Source organism: Thermococcus coalescens, assembly GCF_055392585.1.
This window is the reverse complement of record NZ_AP043764.1, coordinates 1,396,525-1,410,232: the sequence shown is the minus strand read 5'-3', so window position 1 is coordinate 1,410,232 and position 13,708 is coordinate 1,396,525. Positions and strand designations below refer to the sequence as shown.

The 13,708-nt window shown below is 55.2% G+C and carries 17 protein-coding genes; 10 read left to right on the top strand and 7 right to left on the bottom strand.

The genetic code is table 11. The annotated features are described in order from the left end of the window. Positions 1-3: 3 nt before the first annotated feature. Genes ACZ5M3_RS07830 through ACZ5M3_RS07820 form a run of 3 tightly spaced genes read right to left on the bottom strand, consistent with a single transcriptional unit; the run spans position 4 to position 3,455 of the window. Positions 4-873, bottom strand: coding sequence for a carbohydrate ABC transporter permease (locus ACZ5M3_RS07830; protein WP_464839109.1), 870 nt, complete (start codon positions 871-873; stop codon positions 4-6). Then, entirely contained in the window at positions 873-1,811 is a 939-nt protein-coding gene (locus ACZ5M3_RS07825; RefSeq protein WP_464839108.1) for a carbohydrate ABC transporter permease, read from the bottom strand. Before ACZ5M3_RS07825 ends, ACZ5M3_RS07830 begins: the two co-directional genes overlap by 1 nt. A 9-nt stretch (positions 1,812-1,820) precedes the next feature. Then, positions 1,821-3,455: an extracellular solute-binding protein gene (locus ACZ5M3_RS07820; RefSeq protein ID WP_464839107.1), complete on the bottom strand. Its 1,635-nt coding sequence runs from the start codon at positions 3,453-3,455 to the stop codon at positions 1,821-1,823. Positions 3,456-3,704: 249 nt separating this feature from the next. Between ACZ5M3_RS07820 and ACZ5M3_RS07815 the strand changes: the two genes are divergently transcribed. Genes ACZ5M3_RS07815 through ACZ5M3_RS07795 form a run of 5 tightly spaced genes read left to right on the top strand, consistent with a single transcriptional unit; the run spans position 3,705 to position 7,132 of the window. Further along, positions 3,705-4,853, top strand: coding sequence for an inositol-3-phosphate synthase (locus tag ACZ5M3_RS07815; protein WP_464839106.1), 1,149 nt, complete (start codon positions 3,705-3,707; stop codon positions 4,851-4,853). A gap of 51 nt (positions 4,854-4,904) precedes the next feature. Next, positions 4,905-5,507, top strand: coding sequence for a DUF4443 domain-containing protein (locus ACZ5M3_RS07810; protein ID WP_464839105.1), 603 nt, complete (start codon positions 4,905-4,907; stop codon positions 5,505-5,507). Positions 5,508-5,511: 4 nt separating this feature from the next. Beyond that, complete coding sequence (pyrF, locus tag ACZ5M3_RS07805) at positions 5,512-6,150, top strand: orotidine-5'-phosphate decarboxylase (protein WP_464839104.1); 639 nt, start codon at positions 5,512-5,514, stop codon at positions 6,148-6,150. A gap of 3 nt (positions 6,151-6,153) precedes the next feature. After that, positions 6,154-6,672: an RNA-binding protein gene (locus ACZ5M3_RS07800; protein ID WP_464839103.1), complete on the top strand. Its 519-nt coding sequence runs from the start codon at positions 6,154-6,156 to the stop codon at positions 6,670-6,672. 1 nt (position 6,673) lies between these two features. Continuing rightward, the gene (locus ACZ5M3_RS07795) at positions 6,674-7,132 is read left to right on the top strand and encodes an FAD synthase family protein (protein ID WP_464839102.1); all 459 of its coding nucleotides are present in this window, start codon (positions 6,674-6,676) and stop codon (positions 7,130-7,132) included. A 92-nt stretch (positions 7,133-7,224) separates the two neighbouring features. Here ACZ5M3_RS07795 and ACZ5M3_RS07790 read toward each other — a convergent pair whose 3' ends face one another. From ACZ5M3_RS07790 to ACZ5M3_RS07775, 4 genes are all read right to left on the bottom strand, one after another. Continuing rightward, positions 7,225-7,560 carry a CopG family transcriptional regulator gene (locus ACZ5M3_RS07790; protein WP_464839101.1) on the bottom strand — a complete coding sequence of 112 codons (336 nt, stop codon included), beginning with the start codon at positions 7,558-7,560 and terminating at the stop codon, positions 7,225-7,227. Next, complete coding sequence (locus tag ACZ5M3_RS07785; protein ID WP_074631120.1) at positions 7,547-8,317, bottom strand: ParA family protein; 771 nt, start codon at positions 8,315-8,317, stop codon at positions 7,547-7,549. Before ACZ5M3_RS07785 ends, ACZ5M3_RS07790 begins: the two co-directional genes overlap by 14 nt. A gap of 31 nt (positions 8,318-8,348) precedes the next feature. Then, positions 8,349-9,593 (bottom strand): cell division protein FtsZ, encoded by a 1,245-nt coding sequence (gene ftsZ, locus ACZ5M3_RS07780; protein ID WP_464839100.1) that lies wholly within the window; start codon positions 9,591-9,593, stop codon positions 8,349-8,351. A gap of 65 nt (positions 9,594-9,658) precedes the next feature. Continuing rightward, positions 9,659-9,850: a ribbon-helix-helix domain-containing protein gene (locus tag ACZ5M3_RS07775; protein ID WP_088180914.1), complete on the bottom strand. Its 192-nt coding sequence runs from the start codon at positions 9,848-9,850 to the stop codon at positions 9,659-9,661. A gap of 209 nt (positions 9,851-10,059) precedes the next feature. Here ACZ5M3_RS07775 and cgi121 point away from each other — a divergent pair, with 209 nt between their 5' ends. From cgi121 to ACZ5M3_RS07750, 5 genes are all read left to right on the top strand, one after another. After that, entirely contained in the window at positions 10,060-10,467 is a 408-nt protein-coding gene (gene cgi121 / locus ACZ5M3_RS07770; RefSeq protein ID WP_464839099.1) for a KEOPS complex subunit Cgi121, read from the top strand. Between the two features lie 84 nt (positions 10,468-10,551). Then, positions 10,552-11,730: an aminotransferase class I/II-fold pyridoxal phosphate-dependent enzyme gene (locus ACZ5M3_RS07765; RefSeq protein ID WP_464840827.1), complete on the top strand. Its 1,179-nt coding sequence runs from the start codon at positions 10,552-10,554 to the stop codon at positions 11,728-11,730. A gap of 11 nt (positions 11,731-11,741) precedes the next feature. Further along, positions 11,742-12,005 (top strand): TMEM165/GDT1 family protein, encoded by a 264-nt coding sequence (locus ACZ5M3_RS07760; RefSeq protein ID WP_464839098.1) that lies wholly within the window; start codon positions 11,742-11,744, stop codon positions 12,003-12,005. Positions 12,006-12,017: 12 nt separating this feature from the next. Beyond that, positions 12,018-13,223 carry an MFS transporter gene (locus ACZ5M3_RS07755; RefSeq protein WP_464839097.1) on the top strand — a complete coding sequence of 402 codons (1,206 nt, stop codon included), beginning with the start codon at positions 12,018-12,020 and terminating at the stop codon, positions 13,221-13,223. Next, positions 13,213-13,542: a hypothetical protein gene (locus ACZ5M3_RS07750; RefSeq protein WP_464839096.1), complete on the top strand. Its 330-nt coding sequence runs from the start codon at positions 13,213-13,215 to the stop codon at positions 13,540-13,542. Before ACZ5M3_RS07755 ends, ACZ5M3_RS07750 begins: the two co-directional genes overlap by 11 nt. The last annotated feature ends 166 nt before the right edge of the window (positions 13,543-13,708 follow it).

Genomic DNA, 13,708 nt, shown 5'->3' with positions numbered 1-13,708 from the left:
ACCTCATCCCTTTATTCCACCGGAGTAGCCCTGGAGGAGGAGCTGCTGGGCGGTGATGAAGAATATTATCGTGGGGAGGAGGTAGAAGGTTCCGGCGGCCGCTATGAGGGGCATGTGGGAGTACTCGGCCTCTATGTTGGCCTCTATGAAGGTCGCGAGCGTGGGGTATACTAAGAAGGTTCTCACGTAGATTATGTCCTGCCAGCCGGCGAGAAAGGCGAATAGGGCAACCGCCAGGATCCCAGGCTTTATGAGGGGCAGCATTATCTTCCTCCAGACAGTTATCCGAGATGCACCGTCTATGATTCCCGACCACTCGAACTCCCAGGGGATTGTGTCAAAGAAGCCCTTCATGAGCCAGACTGACATGGGTATTTCCAGCGCCGCCCTCGCGAGTATGACGTAGGCGAAGGAGTATAGCCCGACGACCTCGTAGTTCTGGGGGAACGTGAGGCGGTAGAGGAGGTAAACGCCTACTATGAGGGCAACGCCCGGAAAAGCATGGAGGACGAGGAGGAGCACCATCATGGTCTTCCTTCCGCGGAAGTCTATCCTTGAGAGGGAGTAGCCGGCGAGGGCGCTTATCCCGGTAACGACGCCTGCCACACCGAGGGCCACTATGAGAGTGTTGAGGGCTATGCGCCATATGTTGACCCTTATTCCACCCGTGGTTGCTATCTTCCCCTGGAAGAGGTTTACCCAGTTCTCAAGCGTTGGGCGGAAGGAGCTGGGGTCGAGGTTTGTGACCATCTCCGTGCTGAAGCTCGAAAGGACGAGGAGGAGAAAGCCCAGGATGAGCGGGAGGCTCGCGAGGAGGAGGGCGAGGATTATAAGCCGCTCGTACCTCTTGGGTCTCGTCTCCACGTCCCTCATCAGAAGTCCCCCCTGGGCTTTTTCATCATCCTTTCAAACTTGAGAACCTTAAGGGTCACGAAGCCGCCGAGGATTCCGATTATGGAGAGTATGACCGCCGCTGCCGCCGCCAACCCCTGATCCTGCTCTCCTCTGCCGAAGGCCGTGTTGAAGACGTAGAGCGCCAAGGTCGTTCCGTAGTCCCTGTTGACCAAATCCCACTGGACGAGCAGGAAGAGGTGCGGATACGTCGTCAGCAGGCTGAGAAATTGCCACGTCAGGACGTAGAGGAGGTGCCACTTAATCATCGGGATCAGAATCCGCCTCGATATCTGCCAGGAAGAGGCACCATCAACCCTCGCGGCTATGACGAGTTCCTTGGGTATCTGATTCAAGGCCGAAGTGAATACTATCATTCCAAAACTTACACCCACCAGACCGTTGACGAAGATTATCACGCTCCACGCCCCCCAGGGCGTCACCTGACCCCAGGGGATGGGCTCCGAGATGAGACCGAGGCTCATGAGGATCGAGTTCAGAGTTCCGATTTCGCTCCCGTGGAAGAAGTAGTACCAGACGAGGCTGTAAACCGCTATCGGCGACATCCTCGGAAGGAGCCACAGGAGTCTGTAGGAAGATGCCGGCCTCTCTCCAATGAAAAAGGTCGCAAGGGCGAGCACAAGGCCGCCAAAGACGTTTATCATGAGCGTTATTCCAACGAAGATTAGGGTGGTCAGAATTACAGCCTTAAACGTCGGGTCGTGCTGGAACATGTAAAAGAGCCTCTCGTAGTTGTAGAGGCCGACGAACTCGGTGAGGTACCTGTCAACGTTCCAGTTCCTCATCCGGGTCATGCTTATGTAGATGGTCATGACTAGGGGCACCAGGTAGAACAGGAACACCATCAGCACCATGGGGGAAAGAAAGAAGGAAAGGTCTCTGAGCTTCCCGCTCGTCATGGCATCACCTCATCCCTGCGGGAACTTCCAGTCCTTGGGTATCTCTCCCTGCACCTCGACGTTCTCCTTGAGCTCCGGATCGGCGTTGACCTTCTGGACGATGTAGTTGACAGCCTCCTCCGGCGTCATCTCTCCCCTCAGAACCTTGTCAACTGCCTCCTTGAAGATGTCGGCCAGAGCGGGATACTTCGGGTGGGCCGGAGCCAGGTGGGTATACTCCAGCATGTAGCTGACGTCCGCTAGGAACTGGGCGTTTATCGGGTTGACCGTAGCCTGCACGATGTCCCTGATGTTGCTCTTCACCTCGTCGCTCAGGTCGAGGCTGAGGGCCTTGAGGTCGCTGAGCCACTTGTCGTCCTTTATCAGCTTCGCCGCCTCCTTCCTAACGGGCAGATGGGCGGAGATGACGCTGTGGATTGCGTTTATGTCCGGGTCGCTGGCCTTTATCAGCATGAGGAAGGCGAGCTTGTGGTAGACGTCCTTCAGCTCGTCATACTTGGGGTTCAGCTGGCCTGCCTTGGAGTTTATCATCCAGACGAAGGGCTGGCTGAGGGTTACCGGCCTGTCCCCCTTCTCGCCCGCAGGGAAGAGGGTGTAGTAGAACCAGTCCCTCACCTCCTCGGGCTTCAGGCCCCTTGGTGTCCCGCCCTTGGCGTAGTACTGCTTGGTCTGCCACTCGGTCCAGTACCAGGTCCCGCCTATGTCGAAGAGCGTCCTGCCCTCGACTATGGCCGGGTGTATCTGCTTGGCCCAGTCCCAGCTCATGATGTCCTTCGGCAGAAGCCCGTCCTGGGCGAACTTCCATTCGACGTAGAGCCACTTGTAAACCGCCGGGACGTCCACCACGAGCTTTCCGGTGTTCTCGTCGTAGAGTTTGCCACCAAAGGCGAAGATGAACTGTATCAGGTCCGGGTGAGCGGAGCCCTTCCTGTGTATGAGGCCCCACTCGGCGGCACCGCTCTCCTTGGCCTTCTTGGCCCAGTAGTAGACGTCGCTCCAGGTGAACTCACCGTTCTTGACCTTCTCATCGAGGCCGTTGAGGTCGAGCCCTATCTTCTGGGCCACGTCCTTCCTTATGTAGAGCGGCCTCGCCTCGGTGTCCTGCGGCAGACCGTAGAGCCTTCCGTTGAACTTGGAGGCCTCTATCAGGGACGGATAGAAGTCGTCGATGACGCTCTGGTAGGCCTTGGCGTAGTCCGTTATGTCTAGTATGTAGCCCTCGTCCGCCAGCGTCGGCAGGAAGGCGTAGCTGTTGACAAAGAAGTCCCCCGCCTGTCCGAGGGGCTGCTTGCTGAGGTACTCCTTGTAGGCATCCTGGAAGGAGGCGACGTAGTGGGTCTCGGTTATAACGATCCTGACGTTGATTCCGTTGTCGGCCCAGATTTTGTTTATCCTCCTCGCGGCCTCCACTATCCCATAGACCCTCATAACGCTGTTAGGATCGCCGGAACCCCAGGCGGTGAACTTAACCTCATTAACCCCGTTCTGCTCCAGAACCTTTCCTATCTCCACAAGGTCCTTTGTAATGTCCCCTGTAAGCTGAACCCCAGCAGAAGAGGTCTTCGCTTCCTCGCCACTTATGCAGCCGCTGGCAATTACTCCGAAAATCACCAGTGCAACCAGCCATAGCGCCGCGGCCCTCATGGCTACCACCCTCCAAAGTTTTCAAAAGCGAGCCCAAAAAGGCCCGGAGGGAGTTATTTTAGAAAGCGGGCAAACGCCATCTTTTATTCAAGTTTTGTTATTTATAAAATTTTTGGACGGATTTCTGTAGCCGGCGATCGGGAAACGGCGGGAGTATAGGATGTTCAAAGATCCATGAAATCGTTTTTTCACCAAAAACTATTTAACTGCTGTAAAATAATTTATCGCAAGCAAAGGAGGTGGAGAAGAATGGTCAGGGTTGTCATACTCGGACAGGGATACGTTGCAAGCATCTTCGCGAGCGGCCTTGAGAAGATAAAGGCCGGCAAGATGGAGCCGTACGGCGTTCCCCTTGCCGATGAGCTTCCAATCAAAATCAAGGAGATTGAGATCGTCGGTTCCTACGATGTGGACGCGAGCAAAGTGGGCAGAGACCTCCACGAGGTCGTTAAGACCTACGATCCAGAGGCGCCGGAGAGCCTCAAGGGCGTAACCATAAGGAAGGGAGTTCACCTGAGGAGCCTCAGGAACCTCCCGATCGAGGCCACTGGCCTTGAGGACGAGATGACGCTCAAGGAGGCCGTCGAGCACCTCGTTAACGAGTGGAAGGGTCTCAAGGCGGAGGTCTTTGTCAACGTCTGCACCACCGAGGCCTTCGTGCCCTTTGGAAGCAGGGAGGAGCTTGAGAAGGCCATAGCCGAGGACAGCAGGGACAGGCTGACCGCGACTCAGGTCTATGCCTACGCGATAGCACAGTACGCCAGGGAAGTCGGCGGGGCCGCCTTCGTCAACGCGATTCCCACTTTAATAGCCAACGACCCGGCCTTCGTTGAGCTCGCGAGGGAGAGCAACATGGCGATCTTCGGCGACGACGGTGCCACGGGAGCAACGCCGCTCACCGCCGACGTCCTTAGCCACCTCGCCCAGAGGAACCGCTATGTCCTCGACATCGCTCAGTTCAACATCGGCGGAAACAACGACTTCCTTGCTTTGACCGACAAGGAGAGGAACAAGAGCAAGGAGTTCACCAAGAGCTCGGTCGTCAAGGAGCTCCTCGGCTACGACGCTCCGCACTACATCAAGCCCACGGGATTCCTCGAACCTCTGGGCGACAAGAAGTTCATCGCGATGCACATCGAGTACGTCAGCTTCAACGGTGCCAGGGATGAGCTCGTCATCACTGGAAGGATAAACGACAGCCCGGCTCTGGCGGGGCTCCTCGTCGACCTCGTCAGACTCGGAAAGATGGCAGTCGAGAAGAGGGCCTTTGGAACCGTCTACGAGGTCAACGCCTTCTACATGAAGAACCCTGGACCAAAGGAGAGGGGCAACATACCGCGCATCATCGCCCACGAGAAGATGAGGATGTGGGCGGGTCTGAAGCCGAGATGGCTCTGATTCTCTAAAACTTTTTAATCTCCTCGCCCTACTTTTCTCGGAGGGAAGCCGATGAGCTGGAAGAGGGGGGCCTATCCTGAGTTCACGCTTGAAGATGCCGTTGCGGTTCTTTTCATGCTCCAGAATCCAACGGGGAGAAAGGCCATATCAGAGGTTTTAGACCTTGGGGAGGGGAGCGTTAGGACGCTCCTGAAAAAGCTTTCAGCGTTGGACGTTATAAGTTCCACCCAGCGCGGGCATTCGCTAAACAAGGAAGGGATGAAGCTCCTTGAGAGATTATCAGAGCATTTTTCCGAGGTTCAGAGAGTCGGGGAGGTTGAGGGTTATCCGGCATACGGTTTGGTGGTCAGAAATCCGCCGGGGTTCAAGAGCATCGAGCTCCGGGACGAGGCAATAAGGTTCTTCGCCAAGGGTGCCATGATCCTCGTCGTGAGGGACGGTGAGCCCGTCTTTCCAGAGGATGGGAGACCCCTGAGCGAAACCATGCCGGCCCTCGCCGAAAGGCTGGGTGGAATGTTCAGGCCGAACGAGGGCGACCTCGTCGTGGTGACCTGGGCGGAAAAAGAGGCCGATGCCATGAAGAGCGCCTACCACGTTGCACTGACCCTCAAGGGCGACGGACTGCCGGAGGAAATAAAGTCCCTCGTGAGGTGAAGGGATGAAGGAGAGCAGGCTCATACTCGCACTTGACGTGTACGACAGGGAGAGGGCACTTGAGATAGCGGAGTGCACGGCGGATTACCTCTGGGCGGTGAAGGTGAACTGGCCGCTGATAATCGGCTCAGGGCTTAGCATCATCACGGAGCTGAAGCAGGTCACGGGGCTGCCGGTCATAGCCGATTTGAAGCTCGCCGATATTCCAAACACCAACAGGCTGATAGCGAGCAAGGTTTTCGAGGCTGGCGCCGACTACATCATCGCCCACGGCTTCGTCGGGAGGGACAGCGTTAGGGCCGTAATGGAGCTCGGGGAGACGATAATCGTCGTGGAGATGAGCCATCCCGGGGCGAGGGAGTTCATCCAGCCGGCAACCGACAGACTGATTGGGCTGGCCAACGAGCTTGAGCCCTTCGGGGTTATAGGACCTGCAACGAGGCCGGGGCGCGTTTCATACATACGCTCCAAGCTGAAGCCGGGAATCAAAATCCTGACCCCCGGCGTTGGAGCCCAGGGCGGCGGGGCGGGAGAGGCTTTAAAGGCCGGTGCCGACTACATCATAGTGGGACGGTCCATATACGCAAGCGAAAACCCACGGGAAAGCGCGAGGATGCTCTATGAGGAAACCCTGGAGGTGTGAGTTGTGGAGCTGAAGGTCAAGCATCCCCTCAGCAAGAAGGAGGTCAAGGAGATAATCCGCGAGATGGGGAATATATTCGGCGAGGAGATAGCGAGGAAGATGCTCAACAAAAAGGACAGGGTCGAGGTCGCCGAATTCGACAGGACAACGGAAATACTTCTCGTCAACGGCAGGCCCTTCTTCATCAGAAGGAAAGACCTCATATTCCCCCTGGTCATAGCCCTCTACGAGCTCTCCAACGAGGAAGACCTGAGGAAGTGGCCGAGAAGGGTGGTGGTCGATGCCGGTGCGGTGCCGTTCATAATAAAGGGGGCCGACGTCATGGCGGCAGGAATAACCGACGCCGACGAGAACATCAGAGAGGGCGACTTCGTCTTCGTGGTCGAGGAGGACTACGGAAGGCCCCTTGCGATAGGCATAGCTCTGATGGACGGTAAGGCCATGAAGGAGAAGCCCAAGGGAAAGGCAGTGAAGAACATCCACCACGCCAAAGACAGGATTTGGGAACTGACGGTGGGCTGAGATGGGGGAAAAAGGAGGAGAAAGAGGAAAAATTCGCGTCCTCGTTGGCGGGGTTTTCGACATCCTTCACGTTGGCCACATCCATTTTCTCAGCCAGGCCAAGGCCCTGGGGGATGAGCTGATAGTGATAGTCGCCCACGATGAGACTGTTAGAAAACAGAAGCGCAGGGAGCCAGTAAACAGCGCCGAGGACAGGGCGGAACTCCTCAGGGCGCTTAAGGTCGTGGACGAGGTCTACATCGGCTCCCCCGGCGGGATAGATTACGAGCTGGTGAAACAGACAAATCCAGACATAGTGGCAATAGGGCCCGATCAGGGGTTCAGCTGCGAGCGCCTCAAGGAGGAGCTGAGGAGGCACGGTATAGACGCCGAGGTCATAAGGATACCCTACCTATACAAAAAGGACAGGGCGAAGACCAGCAAGATAATCCAGAGGATAATAGAAACGTTCTGTGACTGATTTTAGCACCTTATTCCACAGGGATTGAGAGGGAGCCGGGGCGTGATTTTAGGGGCTGATTTTGGGCCTGGATTAAGCGGTCTGGATTAACGTCAGAGTTTGAATCTTCCAATGTACTCCCTAAGGAACTCCGGGTCCTCTCTTTTCACCGCGCTCATCAGTTCATCGAACTTCTTTTCCCCGAGGGCGAGCTTTAGGTAGTAGTAAAGGTTAACCGCGTCCTCAACTATGACGCTCTGCCTCCTCCCCTCTTCTCCGTACAGTTCGATGAGCTTTCTGTTCATGTCTAGGCTGATGTAAAGGGTCTTCTGCTTCTTCTCCCTCTTCATATCCCTTGATCTGGCCTTTCGATCTTTTTTGGGCCTGGACGGCCGCGTGAGCTCGTTAACGGAACCGTCAAAAAGCTTGGGGATTTTATCCTTCGACAATCTCAACCACCTCTCTCGCGAGTTTTAGAAGAGCCTTGGAGGCCCTACCATCCCCGTCAAATTCAAATATGCTCATCCCTTGGCTCTGGGCCTTTTCAAGGGCTATTGCCTTTGGGATGGTCGTCAGAATTGGGGCGTCCGGATAGGTTGCCTTGAGCTCCTTGAGGCGCATCTTCGGTACCTTCGTCTGGCGGGTGAACTTGTTGGGAACGAGGCCGAGTAGCTTGAGGTTCTCGTTGGTCTCCTCGCGGATCATGCGCATGAGGTTGAACATGAGCTGCATCCCTATGACGCCGAAGTAGCTGAGTTCGAGCGGGATGAGCACGTAGTCCGAAGCGGTGAGCGAGTTCACAAGAAATATTCCCATGCTGGGCGGGTTGTCTATGAGGACGTAGTCGTAGTCAGGCAGTATCGGGGTGAGAGCCTTCTCAAGGCGTCTTTCGCGGTTGTAGGCGTTGATGATCTCTATCTCCCTGGCGGAGAGATTGAGATGGCTTGGAATTAAGTGAAGGTTCTCCCTCACCTCGACGATGGTGTCCTCGATATCGCTCTCCCGGGTCATCAGAGTCCCCACGTTGCTGTCCCCGTACTGGAGGACGTCCATACCTATCAGTCCAAAGGTAAGGTTGAACTGGGGGTCTATGTCAACGAGAAGAACCCTCTTGCCCATGGCGGCGAGGGCATGACCGAGGTTCATGGTCAGAGTGGTCTTCCCAACCCCGCCCTTCTGGTTGGCTACGCTGATCACAACGGCCACTGGAACCACCTGCCGGAGGTAAAAGAAAGGGTCAGGTGATGTCTATGAAGTCATCAAGAACCCTTCTCGCGTAGGGCGGGAGCTCCTTCTTCTCCTTCTTGGCAATTGTCGTGAATATCTTGTCGAAGCCGTTGTCCGCCGACTTGAAGGGCTTAACCGGTTCAGGGGTTATGATGTTCTCCTTGAAGGAGGAGCCAACGCGGAGGGCGTGCTCCCCGCCGAGAATGTGCGGGCTTTTAACGCCGGTCATGATGACCATTGCCCTAACGACCTTGCCCATGTCCTCGTCTATCCTCGCTCCCCACTTGATTTCGCTCTTCTCACCGAGCTTCTCGTAGACTATGTTCATTGCGTCGTTTATCTCACCGAGGCTCACATCGGGCCCGACGGTGAAGTGTACCAGCGCCCTGTCGCCGCTGCCGTACTCGACCTCAAGCATCTTGTTCTCAAGGGCGTTCTTGACGGCATCGACCGCCCTGTTGCTGGAGTCGCTCTCACCGATTCCGATGAGTGCCGCACCACCGTTGTGCATGACGCTGTACACATCTGCGAAGTCGATGTTGACCATGGACGGGAGCTTTATGGTCTCTGTGATGCCCTTGACCATCCTGGCGATGATCTCATCGGCGAAGCGGAAGGCGGCATTTATAGGTAGCTTCGGAACGAGTTTGAGGAGCTTGTCGTTCTCGATTATGATGACAGTGTCGGAGTAGTACATGAGGGCCTTTATACCAGCTTTGGCCTTCTCAATCCTTATCTTGCCCTCGTTCTTGAACGGGTAGGTCACGACGCTGACGACGAGCGGTTCCCTAAACCTTCCGTTGTGCCTGGCACGCTCCTTTATGACCTTGGCAACAACGGGAGCAGCGCCCGTACCGGTGCCGTTACCCATACCAGCGGTTATAAACACAAGATCAGCGTCACCAATGGTCTCGGCAATCTCGTGGGCGCTCGCCTCGGCGGCGCGGTAGCCTATCTCAGGGTTTCCACCGGAGCCCTTGCCCTGCGTTATCTCCTTGCCGAGGAGAAGCTTCCTATGTGCCTTCGTCCTGGCAAGGTGCTGGGCATCGGTGTTCATGGCTATGAGCTCCGCACCCTGAACACCAAGCTCGTAGAGCCTGGTTATGGTGTTGTTTCCAGAACCGCCGACGCCGACTATGACGATCCGTATCAAGTCCTCAAGGTTTTCGTCGGAGAATCCATCGAACTTCGCGGTTCTGGGCTCGTCGTCCAAATCAAGTTTTATTCCGGCCTGTTCCAGGAGTTTAAATACCATTGCCCCAACCCCCTCAACACGTCTGGCTTTGGATGATAATGATTTTACGGCATGATTTTAGCGGCTTATTTCAGGATGTAGTCAGGCGTTGAGCGTTCTTCAGTCTCAAGCTGATAAAGTTCCTTCTTCAAAAGCTCGCGAATGGCTTCCCTGATGATCTCGCTCCTGCTGGGGTAAACACCCTTCTTAACCAGCTGATCCATGGCGTTAATCAAGCCCTGGGGAAGCTGTACACTGATGATACGCATTTTGCTCATCCCTGCACCACCCAGTCCAGTAAGCCGCTGAAATAACTAGTGATTTAATTAGTTAAATACTTTGCGGATGCATGGTAATATTATAGTATTATTAATTTCAAAAAATTTTTAGAAAAATTCAAGAATGCAAAAAATGTTTTAGATTTATAAAAATCGGAGGGGAGAAAGGGTTTTAACATCGAATATTTCACCCAACTTCGGGGAGCTCAATGAGAGAGATAAAGGAAAAACTCCACATCGCGAAAGTCCATGTGAAAGATGCCGAGAGCCTTGTCCCAAAGCTCGGGGGAGCCATCCAGATAGTCAGCGCCGAATGCTGGGAGGCAGTGGCATTTGCGGCCCTGATGGCGCTCCGCTCATTTGAGAGAAATACAAACCACGCCAGAACCCTTGGCGGGGAACTGCTCATCCGCCTGGCTGGAACGCTTCAGATAAAAGATGCCATAGCCCGAAACGGCATAAAAAACGGTGAGAACTATCTGGTGGTCTTTGGAACCCGTGAGAGGGCTCTGGAGGTGCTGAGAGAACTCAACCTCAACGAACTTCCAATGACCGACTGTGACGAGGAAAAAGTGAAAACTTTTTTTGAAAAAGCGGCACTCGTTGAAGTTTTGTAGACGTTCCGTGCGCATTTCTGTACCATGTTGAGGATAGGTTTATAAAATCCCTTCCTCATTTTCGAAGTGCCTGAGGTGATGCTTATGAAGTATAAAAAGCGCAAGTATTTCCTTGCTGGCAGGATAAACCTCATTCAGCGCTCAAAAATCAGGGAGCTTTTTGAAAAGGCAAAGAAGATGGACGATGTCATATCCCTAGGCATCGGCGAACCAGACTTTGACACTCCCCAAGTCATCAAGGAGGCCGCGAAAAGGGCGATAGATGAGGGGTACACCCACTACACTCCTAACGCGGGCATTCCCGAGTTCCGCGAGGCCATCGCTGAATACTACAAGACTCACTACAAAGTCGACGTTTCTCCTGGGGATATAATAGTCACGGCAGGCGCTTACGAGGCGACTTATCTGGCCTTTCAGACCCTCCTTGAGCAGGATGATGACGTCATAATCCCCGATCCCGCTTTCGTGTGCTACGTTGAGGATGCCAAGATAGCCGAGGCGGGGATCATCAGGATACCCCTCAGGGAGGAGAACGAGTTCCAGATCGATCCCGATGAGCTCGTCGAGGCCATAACCAAGCGCACAAGGATGCTGGTTCTCAACTATCCCAACAACCCCACCGGTGCTATTCTCAAGAAGAAGACCGTTAAAGCGATTGCTGACATAGCCGAGGACTACAACCTTTACATACTCAGCGATGAGCCCTACGAGCACTTCCTCTACGAGGGGGCCAAGCACTACCCGATGATAAAGTACGCCCCGGACAACACAATTCTGGCGAACAGCTTCTCCAAGACCTTCGCCATGACCGGCTGGCGCCTCGGCTTCACCATAGCCCCAACACAGGTCATCAGGGATATGATAAAGCTCCACGCCTACGTCATCGGTAACGTCACCTCTTTCATCCAGATAGCGGGAATCACCGCCCTCCGGGACAAGCGCAGCTGGGAAGCGGTTGAGAGGATGCGCCAGACCTACGCCGAAAGGAGAAGACTGGTTCTCAAGCACCTCCACAAGATGCCCCACATAACGCCGTTCAAGCCAAAGGGAGCGTTCTACATCTGGGCAAAGATCGATCCAAGCCTGGACATGAGCAGCGAGGACTTCGCTGACTGGCTGCTTGAAAACGCCCGCGTCGTCGTCATTCCGGGAACGGCTTTTGGAAAGGCCGGCGAGGGCTGGATAAGAATAAGCTACGCCACCAAGAAGAGCCAGCTCATTGAGGCAATGCAGAGAATGAACGAGGCCCTGTCAGAGCTCTGAGGGGGAAAGAGATGGACGGTGTCCTGGCCATCTTCTTTGCCATTTTTCTGGCGGAGCTGGGGGACAAGACCCAGCTTGCCACCATGGCCTTTGCGGCCAAATACGGCTGGAAAGTGGCGTTTATTGGGGCCATTCTTGGCCTCGCAGCGGTAAACCTCATCGGGGCACTACTCGGCGACAGGCTCGGCGACATGGTGCCCCTTGATGTTGTCCACAAGTTCGCGGGAGCACTTTTCATTGTTTTCGGTGTTCTCATGATACTCGGAAAGCTCTAGGAGGGATAAACCATGGACAAACGGTGGAGTTCAGTCCTGCTTGACACGCTGGTCATGACCGCCGGCTTTGGAACCCTGACCATGATGGCCGTTGCAAAGCCCGATGTCATGGCCCATTTTGGAATCGACAGCGCCGCCTACGAGTGGCAGCACATAGCCTATGTCTTCGGTCTCTTCATAGCGTTCCTTCTTGGCCACACCAAAATCTATGAGGGCAGCTTTAAGAAAAGCGTGGCCATAGCACTCAGCTGGGCGGCCATAGCTCAGGCACTCATTCCAATCGCCCCCAACTGGTACGTCGTGGTGTTCCTCAGGTTCATACAGGGCTTCGTCGTCACGCTCGTGCCTCTCTTCAGCACGCAGATAGCACACTTCTTCGTTGCCGAGAGGCCCTTCGCCAAGGGTATCATCCTCTCGGGCATCTTCTGGGGAGGCGTCTTTGGGAGCATAAGCGCCAAGTACGCGGTCGGAGCCTTTGGATGGAAGGGCGGCTTCTGGGTTACCGTCCTCATAATGTACGCCGTCCTCGCCATCTGGTGGCTCTTCATCGAGGACTTCGAGATAGTCCACAAAACCGAGGGCAGTGAAAGGATAAACGTCTGGAAGATGCCCTTCACATGGGTGCTCGGTCTTACGTTCTTCCCGGCCCTGTGGATCATATTCACCATTGTGGGCTTCTCGGCGTCCCTGGGCTATGAAATCGGCTGGACAAAGGAGCACGTGGCAACCCTCAGCACCAGCCTCAACATATCAAAGGCACTCTGGAGCATAGGCATGGGATACGTGGGGTACCTCCTATCCAGGAAGAACCCGAGCGCCAGGGGGCTTTTCAAGGCCATCGTCCAGGTCATGATATTCTCCTATGCGGTGGCGTTCGTCGGTCTCCTCATCTACGGAAAGGCGATGCTCGCCGGCGACTACACCATGGCCCTCGCCTCAGTCGTCCTCATTGGAGCCCTTCAGGGAACCGGGCCGGCATTCTGGACCAGCGCCCCGGCAACCTATCCCAAGAGCATCTTCCCGAAGGCCAGCTTTGCCCTTGGACTCATCTCCAACTCTGCCAACGTCATAGCCCCTGGACTCACCGACGCACTGGCAAGGCAGAGCATAGGCCTCGCCCTCGGGGAGCTTGCCATAATGCCGCTCCTTGGAATCCTGACGCTGGTCGTCGTCTCCAGGATGAAGCTCCCGGTGGAGGAGCTGGGCGATGAGGCCTAAACCCCTCATCGTTTCCTTTTTCGTTCTTCTGGCGCTCTTCTTCTACGGGATAGCGGCGATGAGTTTCGGGGAGAAGTACACCTTTCCGGGGTACGTTGTAATCGGGAGCATACACCTCCTATTCGCCTACGGGGTTCGGGTCGGCCACGAGACGATCGTGGACCTGGCGGCGTACATAGCCCTGCTCGACCTGCTCTTCGGACTCCTGTGGGTGATGGTGGGACTCTCCGTTCCAGCGGTAACACTAACCCTCCTCTCAGCCCTGGTTCTCTTCGTCCTGATGGACGAGGATGTGAGAAGCGAGCTCAAAATGCCGTGAGCAAGCTTTGCTTGCGCAAAGCTTGACCAAATGGTTCTGACTCCATTTAATCGTCTTGGAGCAGTTTGTATGTGCTTTGTAGTGGAGAGAGTTTTAGCGAGCTTTCCCGGGGAAATGGCCAATATTTGGCCGGATTTACCTCCCCCGCGCCCTTCGGGCGCTGTTA